Origin of the sequence: Vibrio sp. MEBiC08052, from assembly GCF_001506075.1 — a bacterium.
Classification (GTDB): Bacteria; Pseudomonadota; Gammaproteobacteria; order Enterobacterales; family Vibrionaceae; genus Vibrio.
Genome location: NZ_KQ947475.1, coordinates 597,951 through 614,388 on the forward strand (window position 1 = coordinate 597,951; position 16,438 = coordinate 614,388).

The 16,438-nt window shown below is 44.5% G+C and carries 12 protein-coding genes; 8 read left to right on the plus strand and 4 right to left on the minus strand.

Annotated elements, in window-relative coordinates:
* Nucleotides 1–144: 144 nt before the first annotated feature.
* Nucleotides 145–1,734: a peptide chain release factor 3 gene (gene prfC / locus VRK_RS02785; protein ID WP_059119997.1), complete on the plus strand. Its 1,590-nt coding sequence runs from the start codon at nucleotides 145–147 to the stop codon at nucleotides 1,732–1,734.
* 76 nt (nucleotides 1,735–1,810) lie between these two features.
* On the opposite strand, the gene srmB is transcribed toward prfC, so the two are convergent.
* Nucleotides 1,811–3,058 (minus strand): ATP-dependent RNA helicase SrmB, encoded by a 1,248-nt coding sequence (gene srmB, locus VRK_RS02790; protein WP_059122611.1) that lies wholly within the window; start codon nucleotides 3,056–3,058, stop codon nucleotides 1,811–1,813.
* A gap of 152 nt (nucleotides 3,059–3,210) precedes the next feature.
* Nucleotides 3,211–3,933, minus strand: coding sequence for a tRNA1(Val) (adenine(37)-N6)-methyltransferase (locus tag VRK_RS02795; RefSeq protein WP_059119998.1), 723 nt, complete (start codon nucleotides 3,931–3,933; stop codon nucleotides 3,211–3,213).
* Nucleotides 3,934–4,287: 354 nt separating this feature from the next.
* On the opposite strand from VRK_RS02795, the gene brnQ reads away from it, so the two are divergent.
* From brnQ to VRK_RS02825, 5 genes are all read left to right on the plus strand, one after another.
* Nucleotides 4,288–5,604: a branched-chain amino acid transport system II carrier protein gene (brnQ, locus tag VRK_RS02800; protein WP_059119999.1), complete on the plus strand. Its 1,317-nt coding sequence runs from the start codon at nucleotides 4,288–4,290 to the stop codon at nucleotides 5,602–5,604.
* A 215-nt stretch (nucleotides 5,605–5,819) separates the two neighbouring features.
* Nucleotides 5,820–6,918, plus strand: a protein-coding gene (gene prfB, locus VRK_RS02810; RefSeq protein WP_157371834.1) for a peptide chain release factor 2 whose coding sequence is annotated in 2 segments (ribosomal slippage) — nucleotides 5,820–5,894 and nucleotides 5,896–6,918 — 1,098 coding nt in all. Because the reading frame shifts where the segments join, the coding sequence is not laid out codon by codon here.
* A gap of 30 nt (nucleotides 6,919–6,948) precedes the next feature.
* A complete protein-coding gene (gene lysS / locus VRK_RS02815; protein ID WP_059120002.1) occupies nucleotides 6,949–8,481 on the plus strand; it encodes a lysine--tRNA ligase in 1,533 nt (510 codons plus the stop codon).
* 356 nt (nucleotides 8,482–8,837) lie between these two features.
* A complete protein-coding gene (vpsR, locus tag VRK_RS02820) occupies nucleotides 8,838–10,169 on the plus strand; it encodes a cyclic-di-GMP-binding transcriptional regulator VpsR (RefSeq protein ID WP_059120003.1) in 1,332 nt (443 codons plus the stop codon).
* 571 nt (nucleotides 10,170–10,740) lie between these two features.
* Complete coding sequence (locus tag VRK_RS02825; protein ID WP_059120004.1) at nucleotides 10,741–10,992, plus strand: hypothetical protein; 252 nt, start codon at nucleotides 10,741–10,743, stop codon at nucleotides 10,990–10,992.
* A gap of 102 nt (nucleotides 10,993–11,094) precedes the next feature.
* On the opposite strand, the gene VRK_RS02830 is transcribed toward VRK_RS02825, so the two are convergent.
* Together VRK_RS02830 and mutH are read right to left on the minus strand one after the other, a co-directional pair.
* Nucleotides 11,095–12,144, minus strand: a complete 1,050-nt coding sequence (locus VRK_RS02830) for an NADP(H)-dependent aldo-keto reductase (RefSeq protein ID WP_059120005.1) — start codon at nucleotides 12,142–12,144, stop codon at nucleotides 11,095–11,097.
* A gap of 224 nt (nucleotides 12,145–12,368) precedes the next feature.
* Complete coding sequence (mutH, locus tag VRK_RS02835; protein WP_059120006.1) at nucleotides 12,369–13,034, minus strand: DNA mismatch repair endonuclease MutH; 666 nt, start codon at nucleotides 13,032–13,034, stop codon at nucleotides 12,369–12,371.
* Nucleotides 13,035–13,662: 628 nt separating this feature from the next.
* Between mutH and rppH the strand changes: the two genes are divergently transcribed.
* Both rppH and ptsP read left to right on the plus strand, forming a co-directional pair.
* Nucleotides 13,663–14,181, plus strand: a complete 519-nt coding sequence (gene rppH / locus VRK_RS02845; protein ID WP_027694250.1) for an RNA pyrophosphohydrolase — start codon at nucleotides 13,663–13,665, stop codon at nucleotides 14,179–14,181.
* A gap of 2 nt (nucleotides 14,182–14,183) precedes the next feature.
* Nucleotides 14,184–16,430, plus strand: coding sequence for a phosphoenolpyruvate--protein phosphotransferase (ptsP, locus tag VRK_RS02850; protein WP_059120008.1), 2,247 nt, complete (start codon nucleotides 14,184–14,186; stop codon nucleotides 16,428–16,430).
* Nucleotides 16,431–16,438 lie beyond the last annotated feature (8 nt).

The window sequence follows — 16,438 nt, forward strand, 5'->3', positions numbered from 1 at the left end:
TTGAACAACCAGATTGTTTAAACAGCCAAGATCAGCGAGAATAGCAGCCTATTACGATTCACATGACGGATTTGATCTGCAGCGCGCCCGAAAGGCAGCTTGAAACATGTGTACAAATCCGTGTACAGATAAAAGATTTTATTCATGGCTGACCAGAATTTTCTTAACGAAGTTAATAAGCGAAGAACCTTTGCTATCATTTCCCACCCGGATGCGGGTAAAACCACCATTACTGAAAAAGTGCTACTGTTCGGACGTGCGATTCAACAAGCCGGTACCGTCAAAGGACGGGGTTCGAATCAACATGCGAAGTCGGACTGGATGGATATGGAAAAAGAGCGGGGCATCTCGATTACCACGTCAGTCATGCAGTTTCCTTACAATGGTAGTCTGGTCAATCTGCTCGATACCCCCGGACACGAAGACTTTTCTGAAGATACCTATCGGACGCTGACGGCTGTCGATTCTTGCCTGATGGTGATCGATGCAGCAAAAGGGGTTGAGGATCGGACCCGTAAGCTGATGGAAGTCACCCGTCTGCGGGATACACCGATTGTAACCTTCATGAATAAATTGGACCGGGATATCCGGGATCCGATGGAGCTGTTGGATGAAGTTGAGAATGAGCTGAATATTCTCTGTGCACCGGTGACTTGGCCGATTGGCTGCGGTAAAAACTTTAAAGGTGTCTATCACCTGCACCGTGATGAGACCATTTTATATTCAACCGGTCAGGGGCATACCATTCAAGAGTTGCGGATCGTCAAAGGGCTCGATAATCCGGAGCTTGATCTGGCGGTCGGTGATGATCTGGCGGCGCAACTGAGAGAAGAGCTGGAACTGGTTGTCGGTGCTTCAAATGAATTTGATCAGGAACTGTTCCTGCAAGGAGAACTGACACCGGTATTCTTCGGCACTGCTTTGGGCAACTTCGGTGTTGATCATATGCTTGACGGTCTGACGGAATGGGCACCTGCACCATTACCGCGTCAAACGGCTGAACGTGTGGTGGATGCAACTGAAGAGAAGTTCTCTGGGTTTGTGTTTAAAATTCAGGCCAACATGGATCCGAAACACCGTGACCGGATCGCTTTTATGCGGATAGTGTCCGGTTCTTACCAGCAGGGGATGAAGATCAATCATGTGCGGATCGGTAAGCAGGTCAGTATTTCTGACGCGGTTACGTTTATGGCTGGTGACCGGACGCGGGCTGAAGAGGCATTTGCCGGGGATATTATCGGTTTGCACAACCATGGTACGATTCAGATTGGTGATACTTTTACCCAGGGAGAAACGATGAAATTCTCCGGGATCCCCAATTTTGCCCCGGAACTGTTTCGCCGGATTCGTCTCAAAGATCCATTGAAGCAGAAGCAGTTGCTGAAAGGATTGGTGCAGTTATCGGAAGAAGGTGCAGTACAGGTCTTCCGTCCGATGCAAAATAACGACCTGATTGTCGGTGCGGTCGGAGTGTTGCAGTTCGATGTGGTCGTGGCACGTCTGAAATCTGAGTACAACGTTGAAGCGATCTATGAGAGTGTTAACGTTGCAACAGCGCGCTGGGTCGAGTGTGATGATGCGAAGAAATTAGATGAATTCCAGCGTAAGAATCAAGCTAACCTGGCTTTAGACGGTGGGGATAATCTGGCTTATATTGCTCCGACGATGGTCAACCTCAATCTGGCCAAAGAGCGCTTCCCGGACATTGATTTTCGTGCGACTCGCGAGCATTAATTGCGTCACTTGACGTTTCGACAAAGACAAAAAAGCTCCCTTTGGGAGCTTTTTTAATCACTACGTTTAACCGATGTTATTTCTTCTTCTTTTTGGCGGTTTTCTTTTTCACGACTTGTTTATCTTTGGTCGCTGCTTTTTTCTTCGCCGGAGACTTTTTCTTTTTAAAGACCGGTTTTTTATGTTTGGGGCGCAATCCGTCAATGAATCGTTCTTTAATCTCTTCGTTCATATAACGCTGAATCCGCTCGATCATCGGTTGATCGTGCGCTTCTACCAAAGAAATCGCAATTCCTTTTTTGCCGGCCCTTGCCGTCCGGCCGATTCGGTGTAGGAACACATCCGCAGTTCGGGGCAGATCATAGTTGATCACATGGCTGATATCAGAAATGTCTAAGCCACGGGCGGCAACATCGGTGGCCAACAAAATGTTGATATCACCCTCTCGAAACCGAGTGATCGCATTGTTACGCCGTTCTTGCGGCATTTCTCCCTGAATCCAGGCACAAGGAATCTGACTGCGTTCTAATTCTGAGCGTAAATCTGCCAGCCGGTCACGGGTTTTCACGAAGACGATGGCACGCTGAGACTGGTTGGTCAGGATCTCTTTGAGCAGATCATTCTTATGAGTCAGGCTATCCGCACGGTGATACCACTGGGTGATTTTCTTTCTTTCCCGGCGTGGAGGTTCCGCACGGACTTCGGCCGGTTCGTTCAGCAGATCCGCAGCGAAGCCATCAACACCTTTCCCTTCCAGTGTGGCTGAGAACAGCAAGGTCTGTTTACGCCAGCGACATTCAGAGGAAAGGCGGTTCACGGTCGGTGCAAAACCCATGTCGAGCATCCGATCCGCTTCATCCAGAATCAGCCATTCGATGGCCCGACAATCGAAACGCTCGGCTTCAATGTATTCCATTAATCGGCCGGGAGTCGCGACCACAATATCCTGCGTTGCACCGAGTAGATCGGCATGTTGTTGATATTGAACACCACCGGTAATCGTCACGATTTTCAGATGGGTAAATTGAGCCAGCGTCTGGATCTGTTCCGAGACCTGAGTCGCCAGTTCACGGGTTGGGGTGAGGATTAGAATCCGAGCCGGCCCCGGTTTTTTGCGCGGAAAGTCGATTAAATACTGAATCGCGGGCAGGCCAAATGCTGCTGTTTTTCCTGTCCCTGTCGGGGCGGATGCCATGACATCCCGGCCGTCTAAAGCGTAGGGGATGGACTCGGCTTGAACTTGTGTCGGTCGAGTAAATCCTGCTTTTTCAATGGCTTCAAGAAGACAGGGATCTAATTCTAAGTCTGAAAAATTTTTAATCACGGCTATTTCTCTGCTTGTCGAACGCTCTGCATCAAAACGCTCATTCATCAAACTATCTGTTAAGCTATCCGTTCTCAGTAACCTGTGCAACAGGGATGGCAAAACCAAAGCTCGGCATTATAGAGACTTCCATCACGATCTTACATCCTTTTTTACATCTTCAGATAAAACGCTTTGGTGAGTTCGGTAAATGCAGGGGTATAGCTATTTTGGGTGCGAATGGTGAGCTGAGTGAATTCACAAGCCTGTGGTTCTGTTCTGCTGAGTGAGAACAGAATTCGGGACGGGGGTTTTGTCTCTGTGGGTGAAACCAGACAAGAGCGCGTTAAAAACCATCCCAGTTGTTTAGCCGAGTCAATCAGTGAATCCCCTTCCTGACAAGGCAAAATCATACTGAGCTCTCCTGAAGGTGAAAGCAAATGCTGACAGTGATGCAAAAGCTGTTGGTGAGAAAAACCGGAAACATGGCGGGCAAGAGCTCGGGCCGGAGCTATTGAAACCTGTCCGGAGGTAAAATAAGGCGGATTGCAGATGATCGCATCATAATCCGACTGAGGAACAAAAGTTAAGATATCTTGATGTTCTACTTTGATCCGTGATGCCCATGGCGAATGATCCCGGTTGTGGATCGCAGTCTGAATGGCTTGTTGATCAATATCGAGTGCCGTGATCTGTGCCGTTGGGAAACGTTGGGCGCAAAATAAAGCTAATAAGCCGGTACCTGTGCCGATATCGAGAATCGAGCGGAGATTCTCACCATTCATCCAAGCGCCCAATAACACACCATCAGTACTCACGGGCATACCACACTCACCACCGGATACTGAAAATTGTTTGAAATGGAACGTTTTGGGATGCTGTGATTTTTTCTTCATGGATATTGTTTCACCAGTAACGAACTTCATTTCACTGAAACCGCTTTTCAACGCTTTTCAGGCCATGAGACATACATTTTAGCGAGATGTTGGCAGGAATAGCATGACCTTTCAAGTCCACTCTGTTGTTGCTGTGTTTGTGAATGATTTGTACGAAACAATTTTTATTTTTGTATCAGAGTTTTGCTTTTTTATTAGTTTATTGTTCTAGTAAATGTGAATTTACATGGACCGATTGACTAATTCTTATTGTTTTATTGATTATTTCATTCTGTTTGTTCATGATCGCGCAAAAAATGAAAGACAGTCTACTGTCGCAACGACAAACACAACATAAACATAAGAAGGTGCTCTGTGAAACAGACATTGAAATTAACCGATATTATGGCGGTCGGCTTTATGCTGTTCGCTTTTTTTCTTGGCGCCGGCAATATAATCTTCCCTCCGCTTGCCGGGCAAATGGCTGGTGAAAACCTTTCATCTGCGATGAGTGGTTTTTTACTGACAGCCGTCGGGCTTCCTCTGATTGCGATTATTGCGGTTGCCGTCGCTGGTGGCAGCTGGCAGCACTTAACTAAAGATTTGCCACTTAAAGTATCGACAATCATGGCGGTGCTTATTTTTATCATTATCGGTCCCGCTTTTGCTGCGCCTCGTACAGGGCTTGTTGCTTTTGAGATGGCGTTTAAACCATTAGTCGGTGAAAGTAGCTTCTCTAATCTTACTTTTTTCTCCGTTATATTTTTTGTCGTTGCTGCATTCTTCTCTTGGTCTCAGGGTAAACTGATTGATTTGATTGGTAAGGTTTTAACCCCAACGCTGTTTATCGGACTGATTATTGTGGCTGTCGGGGTGTTTATTCATCCACAGGGAACTGTTGCTGCGGCGCAAGGCGCATATCTGGCAAAGCCTTTAACCACCGGTTTTCTGGAAGGTTATAACACCATGGATACCTTCGCTTCGTTGATGTTCGGCATGTTGATGGTTGATGTTTTGCGAGGCAAAGGGATTACCGAGGCCCGAGCGACCACCAAGTATTTGATTGCTGCCGCCTTTATCGCAGCTTTCGGACTCGCATTTGTCTATATCTCGTTGTTCTATCTGGGAGCGACCAGTTCAGCCATTGCGACCGGGGCTGATAACGGTGGCGTGATACTCAGTCTTTATGTACAGGCGATGTTTGGTGACTTTGGTCAGTTTGTCTTATCGATCATTGTATTGTTGGCTTGTTTGACAACAGCGATCGGTCTGATTTCTGCGTGTTCTGATTATTTTAGTTCGCTGACACGATTCAGTTACCACCAGTGGGTGATTGTGAACAGCGTAGTTTGTGCCGTGATCGCGAATGTGGGTCTGAGTCAGTTAATTTCACTGTCCATTCCGGTTTTATTTGCGTTGTATCCGGTGGCTATTACGCTGGTTGCGCTGACATTTGTCCGAAATAAGCTCCCGAATCCTAAAGTGGCTTACCGAGTGGCTTTACTGGTGTCTTTTCTGTTTGCGCTGATTGATGCCTTCAAGTTTGTGGGAGTGGATGTTTCCTCTTTTAGCTTCTTGCCACTGTTTGATATTGGCATGGGATGGGTATTGCCGACTGCGATTATATTTGTTGCGATGTTTTGCATGTCCCGTTCAGAGCAATCTCTGGAAATCAACGAAGCAATCCACTGATAGGTCGTGAATGAGAATTCGCTGACTATCAATCCAAGCGATTCTTGTCCCCAAATCGCCGAACGCTGCATGATATCCTGATAACATGGGCGTTCGGTTCGATTTCATCGTGTGCTGGAAAGTCATGTGGAACCAGCAATTTTTCCTGTATCTTCATCACATTTTTCAGTAGAATTCTTCGGTTAAATTCTACTCTAATAAACGATTGAGCAATCATGTTTGAAATCAACCCGATAAAAAACCGCCTGCAGGACGTGTCTGAACGCACAAATGTCCTGAGGGGGTATCTTTGACTATGATGTAAAAAAAGAACGTCTCGAAGAAGTCAACGCAGAACTTGAACAACCCGAAGTATGGAATGAACCCGAACGGGCTCAGGCACTGGGAAAAGAGCGAGCCACGTTGGAGGCTATCGTTGAAACCATTGATCTCTTGGATCGTGGTGTTGATGATGTCGAAGGTTTGCTTGAACTGGCGGTTGAGGCTGAGGATCAGGAAACGTTCGATGAGATCGGCCCTGAGCTGGATGAGCTGGAAGAGAGTCTGGAGAAACTGGAGTTTCGCCGCATGTTCTCGGGAGAGCACGATTCTTCCGATTGCTACATTGACCTTCAGGCGGGTTCCGGTGGAACCGAAGCACAAGACTGGACCTCAATGTTGCTGCGGATGTATCTGCGCTGGGCTGAAGCGAAAGGATTCAAGACAGAAGTGATTGAAGTCTCCGGGGGCGAAGTCGCCGGCCTAAAATCGGTAACGGTGCGGATCGTTGGCGAATATGCTTATGGATGGCTGCGGACCGAAACCGGTGTTCACCGTCTGGTGCGTAAATCTCCGTTTGATTCCGGCGGTCGTCGTCATACTTCTTTTGCATCAGCGTTCGTCTATCCGGAAGTTGATGAAAACATTGATATCGATATTAATCCGGCTGATCTGCGCATCGATGTTTACCGGGCATCGGGTGCCGGTGGTCAGCACGTCAATACAACTGAATCTGCGGTACGGATTACGCATTTACCGACCAATACAGTTGTTCAGTGTCAGACAGACCGCTCCCAGCACAAAAACAAAGATCAAGCGATGAAGCAACTTCGGGCGAAGCTATTTGAACTTGAACTTCATAAACAGAATGCCGAGAAGCAAGCGAATGAAGATGCTAAATCTGATATCGGATGGGGCAGCCAGATTCGTTCTTACGTGCTTGATGACTCGCGGATTAAAGATCTGAGAACGGGGATCGAAAACCGCAATACTCAGGCGGTTTTGGATGGCGACTTAGATAAATTCATTGAAGCAAGCCTGAAATCAGGTCTTTAAGCTTTTCACCGATATGACAGGTACATCGAAATGACTGATGCGATTCAAAACGAAACGACTCAAGAAAGTAACAGACAAGAAGAAAATAAACTCATCGCAGAACGACGCGGTAAGTTAGATTATATCCGTCAGGATTGTAAGGCAAACGGTCACCCGAATGATTTTCACCGTGATAGTCTGGCCAGTGATTTGCAACAAACGTTCGGTGAAAAGACAAAAGAAGAATTGGAAGCCTTGAATCATATTGTCGCGATTGCCGGACGAATTATGGCAAAACGCGGGCCTTTTTTGGTCATTCAAGAAACTTCCGGTCGGATCCAGGCGTATGCCAGTAAAGATGTGCAGAAAGATCTGAAAGCCAAATATCAAGGGTTGGATATTGGTGACATCATTGGTGTGAAAGGGGCGCTGCATAAATCCGGTAAAGGGGATTTATATGTCAATATGGAATCTTACCAACTATTGACGAAAGCGCTGCGCCCGTTACCTGAGAAGTTCCATGGTCTGACCGATCAGGAAATGCGTTATCGCCAACGTTACGTGGATCTGATCATGAACGAAGATTCGCGTCAGGCGTTCATCATCCGCTCTAAGCTGGTCAGCGCGATTCGTCATTTTATGATCGGCAAAGGATACATTGAAGTTGAAACACCAATGATGCAGAGCATTCCCGGTGGTGCAACAGCACGTCCGTTTATTACCCACCATAATGCGTTAGATATGCAAATGTATCTGCGGATTGCACCGGAACTGTATTTGAAGCGTCTGGTTGTCGGTGGCTTTGACCGTGTATTTGAAATCAACCGTAACTTCAGAAACGAAGGGTTGTCTCCTCGGCATAATCCTGAATTCACCATGATGGAATTCTATCAGGCTTATTCAGACTATAACGATTTGATGGATTTGACTGAAGAGATGCTGAGTTCGGTTGCTCAGGAAGTTTTGGGAGCGACCTCAATGCCTTACGGGGATGAAACAGTTGAGTTCGGTGGCCGTTATACGCGCATGAGCATGTTAGAAGCGGTGAAACACTACAACCCTGCTCATGCTGATATTCAGAGTCTTGATAATGACAAGATTCAGGATCGTGACCTGATGGTTGCGATTGCTAAATCGCTGCATATTGAAGTTGAACCATTCTGGACATGCGGTCAGTTATTAGAGGAAATCTTTGGTGAAACGGCTGAGCCACAACTGATTCAACCGACTTTCATTACGGGGTATCCGGCTGATATTTCGCCATTGGCTCGCCGTAGTGATGACAATCCATTTATTACGGATCGCTTTGAGTTCTTTATCGGAGGCCGGGAAGTTGCCAATGGTTTCTCTGAGTTGAATGACGCTGAAGATCAGGATGCTCGCTTTAAAGCGCAAGTTGATGCGAAAGATGCCGGTGATGATGAGGCGATGTTCTATGATGCTGATTATATCACTGCGCTAGAGCATGGTTTACCACCGACTGCCGGACAGGGGATCGGCATTGATCGCTTGGCGATGTTGTTCACAAATACACATACGATTCGAGATGTCATTTTGTTCCCAGCAATGCGTCCTCAGGGATAATTGACTGAATTTATCACTAGTAATGGATTAAAGTGCTAAAAAATATGAAAAGCCTTTCCTTCGGGAAAGGCTTTGTTTTATCAGAAAGAGAAGGTAGGATGATTGGACCAGTGATGATTTCATATATTAGAGGAGTTGAAAGGGGGGAAATATATTTAAGTAGTTGTCATCGGATAAGGAAAACGGGTCGTAGTATTTTATCGCTTCTGTTCTTTTTATGTAATTTCTTATGTTAGTCTCATAATTAAGAATATGCGTTTTTTAATTCGTGCCTACGGTAGCGTAATTATTAATAATTAATACTATATAAGCCCCCAAATAACATAACAATATGAATAAATGATAAGGAATAGTTCATGGGTAATCAGTTCCGTATGGACTCTGTGCCAGGTTCTCTTATCGTGGTTGGTGGCACGTATGAACCATGGCTTTCGGTATTAGAACAAGTTGGTTGGCGATGTTCTCAAGTCGGCGATTTAAGAAAGGCAGATGTCTTGTTTGATGAAGTCGGTCCCTGTATCGGTATTGTCGATTTAAGTCACGATGAGTTCAGTTTAAATGGGGTTGCGAACTTAGTCAGTAGTCATAGACAAGTTCGATGGCTGGCATTCATTCGCGAGTCACAGTTAAGCTCAGATACAATATGTCAATTTATTGTAAATTTTTGTATTGATTTCTTTACTGCACCAATACCTGATACGCAGTTGCTGAGTACGATCGGGCATCAGCTTGGCATGTTGAAGCTTGAAAAAAAAGTATGGCCTCACTATGGGTTAAACGATAATTTTGGCTTGATTGGAGAGTCGGTTCCAATGAAACGGCTACGCGATCAGATCAAACGAATTGGACCGACCGATGTGAGTATTTTGATTCATGGTGAAAGTGGTTCAGGGAAAGAGATGGTTGCCAAGGCTGTCCATCATTCCTCTTCCCGTTCCAAAAAGCCGTTTATCTCTGTCAATTGTCGGGCAATGTCCGAAAAACGTTTTGCGATGGAATTGTTCGGTATTGGTGCTGATGATGATTTTGTTTCAATTCTGGAAAAAGCAGATGGAGGCACGGTTCTTCTGAATGATATTTTATCGATTACGAAAGATCAGCAATTGAATTTACTCCGCTTTTTCCAAGAAGGAACGGTAGAAACATCGAGAGGATTCCAGACTGTTGATATCCGAATACTGGCCGCAAATGCGACGGATATAGAGAAAGCTTTGATTGATGGTAATTTCAATGATGAGCTATATCACTATATTAATGTTCTGCGAATCAATGTGCCCAGCTTAAAAGAACGTGTTTCCGATATTCCTTTAATTGCCCGTCATTACCTTCAGCAATTTTCAAAAGAGTACAATGCTCAGGCCCGTGGTTTTACAGAAGATGCAATCAAAATGCTTTCCCGCTATCATTGGCCAGGAAATATTCGTGAGTTAATCAATCAGGTAAAACGAATGGTCCTGATGTCTGATACCGTCATGCTCAATGAGAGTAATCTGGATTTGCCAAAATTTGGGGATGGGAAATTAAGTCTGAAAAGTATCCGTGAACGCTCTGAAAAAGAAGCATTGATGTTGGTGCTTGAGTCTAATTCCGGGCAAATTACTCAGGCAGCAAAAGAGTTAGGCATATCAAGAGCGACAATGTATCGTTTGTTGAATAAGCATAATTTAATTTCGGAAGATATGAATTAATTATATTGTGACTGTCTTATTTTAGCAAAGTCTTATGATGATGTTTGAAAAGCCTTATGATGTTAGTAAGGCTTTTTTATTTTATACCTATATTTGCATGACTAAAAATAGTGTTAGTGAATTGTTTCAATAAAATAATTCATTTTAGTTGAATGTCACAATGATTACATGAGTGATTGTTAATTATTGAACTAATCTATTTTTTTAAAGGATATCGATGGTTCATTGATTGATTTATTGATTCGTTCCTATTAAATTACCGTTGTGGCTTCGGTCATAATTATCAACTGGATTGTAATGACTAAAGGAGATGCGCTATGAAATCTATATTCTGTATTATTTCTGTTTGTGTGTCTTCATCTCATTCTATTTCTCATTTGCAAGCAAGTGCCGTTACTGGCATGTCACGACAAATGAAACGAGATATTTTTAGTTAATCAATCCGTATCCTTTTTATTAGGCTGCGGAAATGTAGCAGCTTAATAAGTCAAAGAATTCAATTCTCTATTCTTCATTCTGTTAAGTGTAGCTAGGTTTCCTCCAGCCAGTGATCTCTCAAGGAGATACTGCTATGCGTCATTCATTTTATTTATCACTTGCAGCATGGCTCATTCGAGCCGATTTACGTCGTGAAGAACGGGTATGGAGAAGAAAAGTACGTCGGAGTGCTTACGATATCCCATGGGATAATCCTTATTTATTGCGTGATATCGGTCTGGAAGCGGATGGTCGCCCTATTGGTCGTTCGATCAATGAAGATCAGCGTGTGACTCGTCGTATGCATCTGCTCAGGCAGTTTATATCATTGCGAATACCGACGTAACTAAAACAGGCCAAAAGGGCGTTTCAATCCTTTTGGCCTGCGACTCACTTAACCCTGTGATGGCCTGCTGATGAGGCTTAGGGCTGTCAATATTAGTAAAAACTACGGACAAGGGTTGGAGTAGGTCGTGGCAATGTCATTGATTTTGCCAATGAGCTCATCCGACAATGTGATATCAATACTATCGATGTTACTTTTTAATTGAGCTAACGTCGTCGCACCGATGATGTTAGAACCGACAAAAGAGCGCTGGTTCACGAAAGCCAGCGCCATTTGCGCCGGATCGAGTTGATAATCCCGGGCCAGTTGAATATAAGCTTCAGTAGCTTTGATTCCCTGAGGAGTGAAGTAGCGTTTAAAACGTTCGAAGCGTGTACAGCGTGCCCCTTCCGGTTTGGCACCATCGAGATATTTCCCGCTGAGAATGCCAAATGCAAGTGGGGAGTAAGCCAGCAATTTAACCCCTTCAAAGTGACTGATTTCTGAAAGGCCGATCTCAAAGCTACGATTCAGCAAATTATATGGATTCTGAATTGTGACAATACGAGGTAAATCATGTTTTTCGGCTAATCGGAGATAGGTCATCACGCCCCAAGGCGTTTCGTTGGAAACACCGATATAGCGAATCTTTCCAGCCCGAACGAGATCGGTCATGGCTTCAAGTGTTTCAATCAGTGTTACTTCTTCTTTTTCAGGGAGTTCGGGATAGTTGAGTGTACCGAAACAGTTGGTTTGGCGCTGTGGCCAGTGGAGTTGGTACAAATCGATATAATCGGTTTTTAACCGCATAAGACTATCGTCAATGGCTTGATGGATATTACGATGATCCAGCGCCATATTCTCCCGGATCTGAAGTGGGTTTCTTGGTCCTGCATTTACAGGGCCGGCAACTTTGGTTGCCAGAACAATCTTCTCTCTCTTGCCTGATTTTTCAAGCCAGTGGCCGATAAATTCTTCTGTTTTTCCCTGAGTTTCCGGAGAAGGGGGAATCGGATAGACTTCTGCCGTATCGATGAAATTCACGCCTCGTTCGAGGGCGTAGTCAAGTTGGCTGCAAGCATCATCACATGTATTTTGTTGACCGAAGGTCATGGTACCAAGGCAGATTTTACTGACTTCTAATGTTGAGTGAGGCAGCTTTGTATAATGCATATGACTTCCTTTCTTGTTAGAGAACCAATTATCCAGTAGATCCGACTGCATATCTTCATTAGGTTTGAGCGTGGATATATGCTTCGCCTTTCACTATAAGCGAAGTGCCTACCGAAAAGGAAATAGAAATTGATGGTGAAGGAGCGATGACAAATGATTGCTCCGCACTGAATGTATCAAGTTAGAATGGTGTTGGTACGGGGGCGTTATGAGTGATGCCGTGTTTATATGAAGTGATGAGCGAGGATCTGCGCGGTAAATTGAGTCCGCAGATAAAATCCCCGGGGACGTGTACGGATTATTTTTCCGTTATGACCATAAGCTTCCGTTTGGACACGACCATTGGCTGCTTTAGGGCGCAATTGAAGGATCTCACCGTGTCTGGCGGTTACTTGTTCTATCTGACCTAACACAATGAACTCCATTAGCTCTTCCCAGTCATTTTTGAGTTGTGTTTCTTGCTCTGGTGAAGGACTCCATAACAGTGGTGTGCCGACTTTTCTGTCTGAGACGGGAATATCTCGTTCTCCTTCAACGGGGATCCAGAGGACTCGCGACAGTTTGTTCCTGACATGACTGTTTTCCCAAGTCAAGCCATGAACGCCCGTTAATGGTGCCACTGAGACAAATGTGGTTTCGAGCGGCTTGCCTACATAACTGATAGGAATACTTTTCAGCTCAATCCCCAGTTTTTCAAAATCCTGTTGCGGCTTACTTCCTGCAGTTGCACCCAAGTGCCATTCGAGAAGTTGTCCGACCCAGCCTTTATCTTTTTTTAGATCCAAAGGGACGTTCATCCGGGCAATGTCTGCAAGCTCAGCAAAACTGAATCCGGCTATCTCCCAAGCTCTTTCAAGTAATTCACTTTCTGTCTTTGGTTCTGGTCTCATAAGATCTTTCGGATATTTGTGGCAGAAGAGCAACAGTTTAGGATGTAATGCGCATTAGTTTAACAGATGAAATGAGAGGCCGTCATGGTTTGTCTGAAAGAGTGGTACCTTGATGATTTCCTCAGCTTATCCACAGGATAGTGGTGTCTGATGATTCATCACATCATGATATGGATGGATATACAGGCTTTATTCTGTTGTTTCTGTTATTTTTTCAGCGAAATCGCAGTTGTTGTGTGGATAAAAATGGCGATGGTGGATCTTTGTTCAATGTAACAATGAGATTGATCCTTGTGAATCAAATTAAGATCGTAAGTGTCATGATTATTGATTTAATTTATTGATAAATAATAGTTAGTTGTATGGGGTAACTTGCTGTTGAAAGATTTATTACGAGAATAAAATCGAAAAAATGTGAGTAATCTATCACTTTTTCACATAGTTACTCACAGAAAAGGTGAATAAGATCAGCTAAATTTGTCATCTTGTGTTAATAAGTCGCTTGCCTAAAATAGTATATCCAATTTCGTCCACTGAGTATTTTTGTTTTTATTGTCAATGGATATTTGCTACATCTGGGGATCTATGAAAAAATCAGGAGAAGTTAAATTTTATTAGAGGTTTGCCAGTGATAGATGGCGATGGTTATCGGCTGAATGTCGGAATTGTAATCTGCAACAACCATGGTCAGGTATTCTGGGCGAAACGATACGGACAACACTCTTGGCAGTTCCCTCAGGGCGGCATTGATCATGGTGAAACGCCAGAACAAGCAATGTTCAGAGAGTTATACGAAGAGGTTGGTTTAACAAAAACGGATGTGAAGGTCATTGGTTCCAGTCGTCATTGGTTGAAGTATAAACTTCCCAAACGATTGGTGCGCTGGGATTCTCAACCTGTCTGTATTGGACAAAAACAGAAATGGTTTCTTCTGCGTTTAGAGTGTCATGAGTCTAAAATCAACATGCAGCGTGGAGTAACCCCTGAATTTGATGGTTGGCGTTGGGTGAGTTATTGGTATCCGGTCAGGCAGGTTGTTTCATTTAAACGCGATGTTTATCGGCGAGCAATGAAAGAGTTTGCCTCGATTGCGATGCCATTTAAAGCACGGAAAGTAAAAGGTAAACGGAAAGGGAAAAGAGGATAAACATGCTCTCTCAGCTTCGGGACATTATGGAACAGGTTTCAAAAGTTGAAGATGTTCATCAGGCCTTTGATATTCTGGTGAAAAAAACCTGTGAGGCCATGAATACTGAATGCTGCACAATTTATCTCGCCAATGAAGAAAAACTACGCCTTGAACTGATTGCGACTCAAGGATTGAAATTTAAAGGCAATAAAATTCATATCGGTTTTGATGAGGGGTTGGTCGGGTTAGTCAAACGTTCTGCTGAACCGATCAATCTGGCCGAAGCCTCAAAACATCCAAATTTCAAATATTTCAAACAGCTCGGTGAAGAGGTGTACCAGAGCTTTTTAGGTGCACCGATTATTTACCGTAAGCAAGTACTGGGTGTGCTGGTTATCCAGCAACGTTCTCCCCGCTTGTTTAGTGAGATCGAAGAATCATTCATTGTGACACTCTCGGCTCAGTTAGCCGTTTTGGTTGCACATGCGCAGTCTCAGGGGTTATGGTCACTTGCAAAGCAACAGTCGGTTGTGCGCGGTATTGGGGTATCTCCGGGGGTTGCGATTGGTGAATTCTGGTGGGATAACTCTCAGCCGGAGCTAGAAAATGTTTTGCCGGCATCGACACTTGACGTTAAGAAAGAACAGGAATGGTTATCCCGAGCGGTTGAGAAGGCACTGAGTGATTTTCGGCGAATGCGTAAGAAGCTGGATGGTGACATTCACAAAGAAACGCTGGCTATTTTCGATTTATTTACCCACTTACTCAATGATCCAATGTTACGCAAGGATCTGAAAGAACAGATCCTGAAAGGTGACCGAGCGGATTGGGCCTTGCGTCAGGTGGTTGAAGCATACGTCGAACGCTTTTCCCAAATGTCGGATGTTTACCTGCGAGAAAGAGCACAGGATATCAGAGAGCTCGGGCAGCGAATGTTGTACTTTTTGTACAACAGTGAACTGGAAGAATTGGTGCTGGAAAAGCCGATCATTCTGGTCGTCAGAGAGTTAACCGCTTCAGTTCTGGCCAGTATTCCCAAAGATAAACTTTTGGCTGTTGTCTCACTCGAAGGCGCTGCCAACTCCCATGCCGCGATTCTATCCCGAGCCTTGGGGATTCCTGCCATCATGGGCGTTTCCTTAAATTTCAAAGAGATTAACAGTCAATTAGCTATTGTCGATGGTTACAGTGGCTTCATTCATATTTCACCGGATTCTGAAGTTCTGGCCGAATACCAAGAGCTGATGGAAGAAGAAGGTGAACTATCGGAAATGGTTAATCAAAGCCTTGCCGAGAAAGCGATCACGCGCGATGGGTATCCGGTCAATATCTTGCTGAATGCAGGACTGAATACCGAGAACAATACTGCGGTCAATCAAGGGGTGGATGGTGTCGGTTTGTACCGGACTGAAATCTCGTTCTTATTACAGAATCGTTTTCCTTCTGAAGAAGAGCAGATCCAACTTTATCGTCAAATACTATGTGCTCATCCCGATAAAATGGTTGTAATGAGAACATTAGATGTCGGTGGTGATAAGCCTTTACCCTATCTGTCGATTGAAGAAGATAATCCATTTTTAGGGTGGCGTGGCATTCGTTTCACGCTTGATCATCCGGATATTTTTCTGATTCAACTCCGGGCAATGATCAAAGCCAGTATTGAGACTGGCAATCTGGGCATTCTGTTACCGATGATTTCCGGAATGAAAGAACTCGATGATGCGCTTGCTTTTATTGATCAAGCATTTACTGAAGTTTCGGCAGTTGATGAACGGGTGAAGATGCCTGCAATCGGGATTATGCTCGAAGTGCCATCCATGATTTACCTTTTACCCCGAATGGCCGACCGGGTTGACTTTATCTCGGTTGGAACAAACGATCTGACGCAATATTTATTAGCGGTTGATCGGAACAATGCCCGGGTTGCTGATGTCTATGAATCCATGCATCCGTCAGTCTTGATGGCGTTGAAACATATTTCCGATGTGTGTCATCAGCATCAAATTCATGTCTGTGTGTGTGGCGAACTTGCCGGAGACCCGATAGGAGCATTGCTTCTGATCGGGATGGGATATCAGACATTGAGTATGAATACGGCGAATGTCGCGAAAGTGAAATACCTCATCCGTCATTCAGAAATCAAAACGCTGAAAAAACTTGCCTCGCAAGCGCTGATGCAAACTTATGGTCATGATATTTATAGTATGATGCGAACTTATTTTGAAGAGTTCGGTTTTGCTGGTTTTATTCGAGCCGGCAAACATTAAGTTAACCT

Excerpts from the sequence above, each read along its gene's own strand:
- prfC (WP_059119997.1), top strand. The coding sequence starts at position 145 with ATGGCTGACCAGAATTTTCTTAACGAAGTTAATAAGCGAAGAACCTTT.
- VRK_RS02795 (WP_059119998.1), bottom strand. The coding sequence starts at position 3,933 with ATGAAGAAAAAATCACAGCATCCCAAAACGTTCCATTTCAAACAATTT.
- lysS (WP_059120002.1), top strand. The coding sequence starts at position 6,949 with ATGACTGATGCGATTCAAAACGAAACGACTCAAGAAAGTAACAGACAA.
- vpsR (WP_059120003.1), top strand. The coding sequence starts at position 8,838 with ATGGGTAATCAGTTCCGTATGGACTCTGTGCCAGGTTCTCTTATCGTG.
- VRK_RS02825 (WP_059120004.1), top strand. The coding sequence starts at position 10,741 with ATGCGTCATTCATTTTATTTATCACTTGCAGCATGGCTCATTCGAGCC.
- VRK_RS02830 (WP_059120005.1), bottom strand. The coding sequence starts at position 12,144 with ATGCATTATACAAAGCTGCCTCACTCAACATTAGAAGTCAGTAAAATC.
- mutH (WP_059120006.1), bottom strand. The coding sequence starts at position 13,034 with ATGAGACCAGAACCAAAGACAGAAAGTGAATTACTTGAAAGAGCTTGG.
- ptsP (WP_059120008.1), top strand. The coding sequence starts at position 14,184 with ATGCTCTCTCAGCTTCGGGACATTATGGAACAGGTTTCAAAAGTTGAA.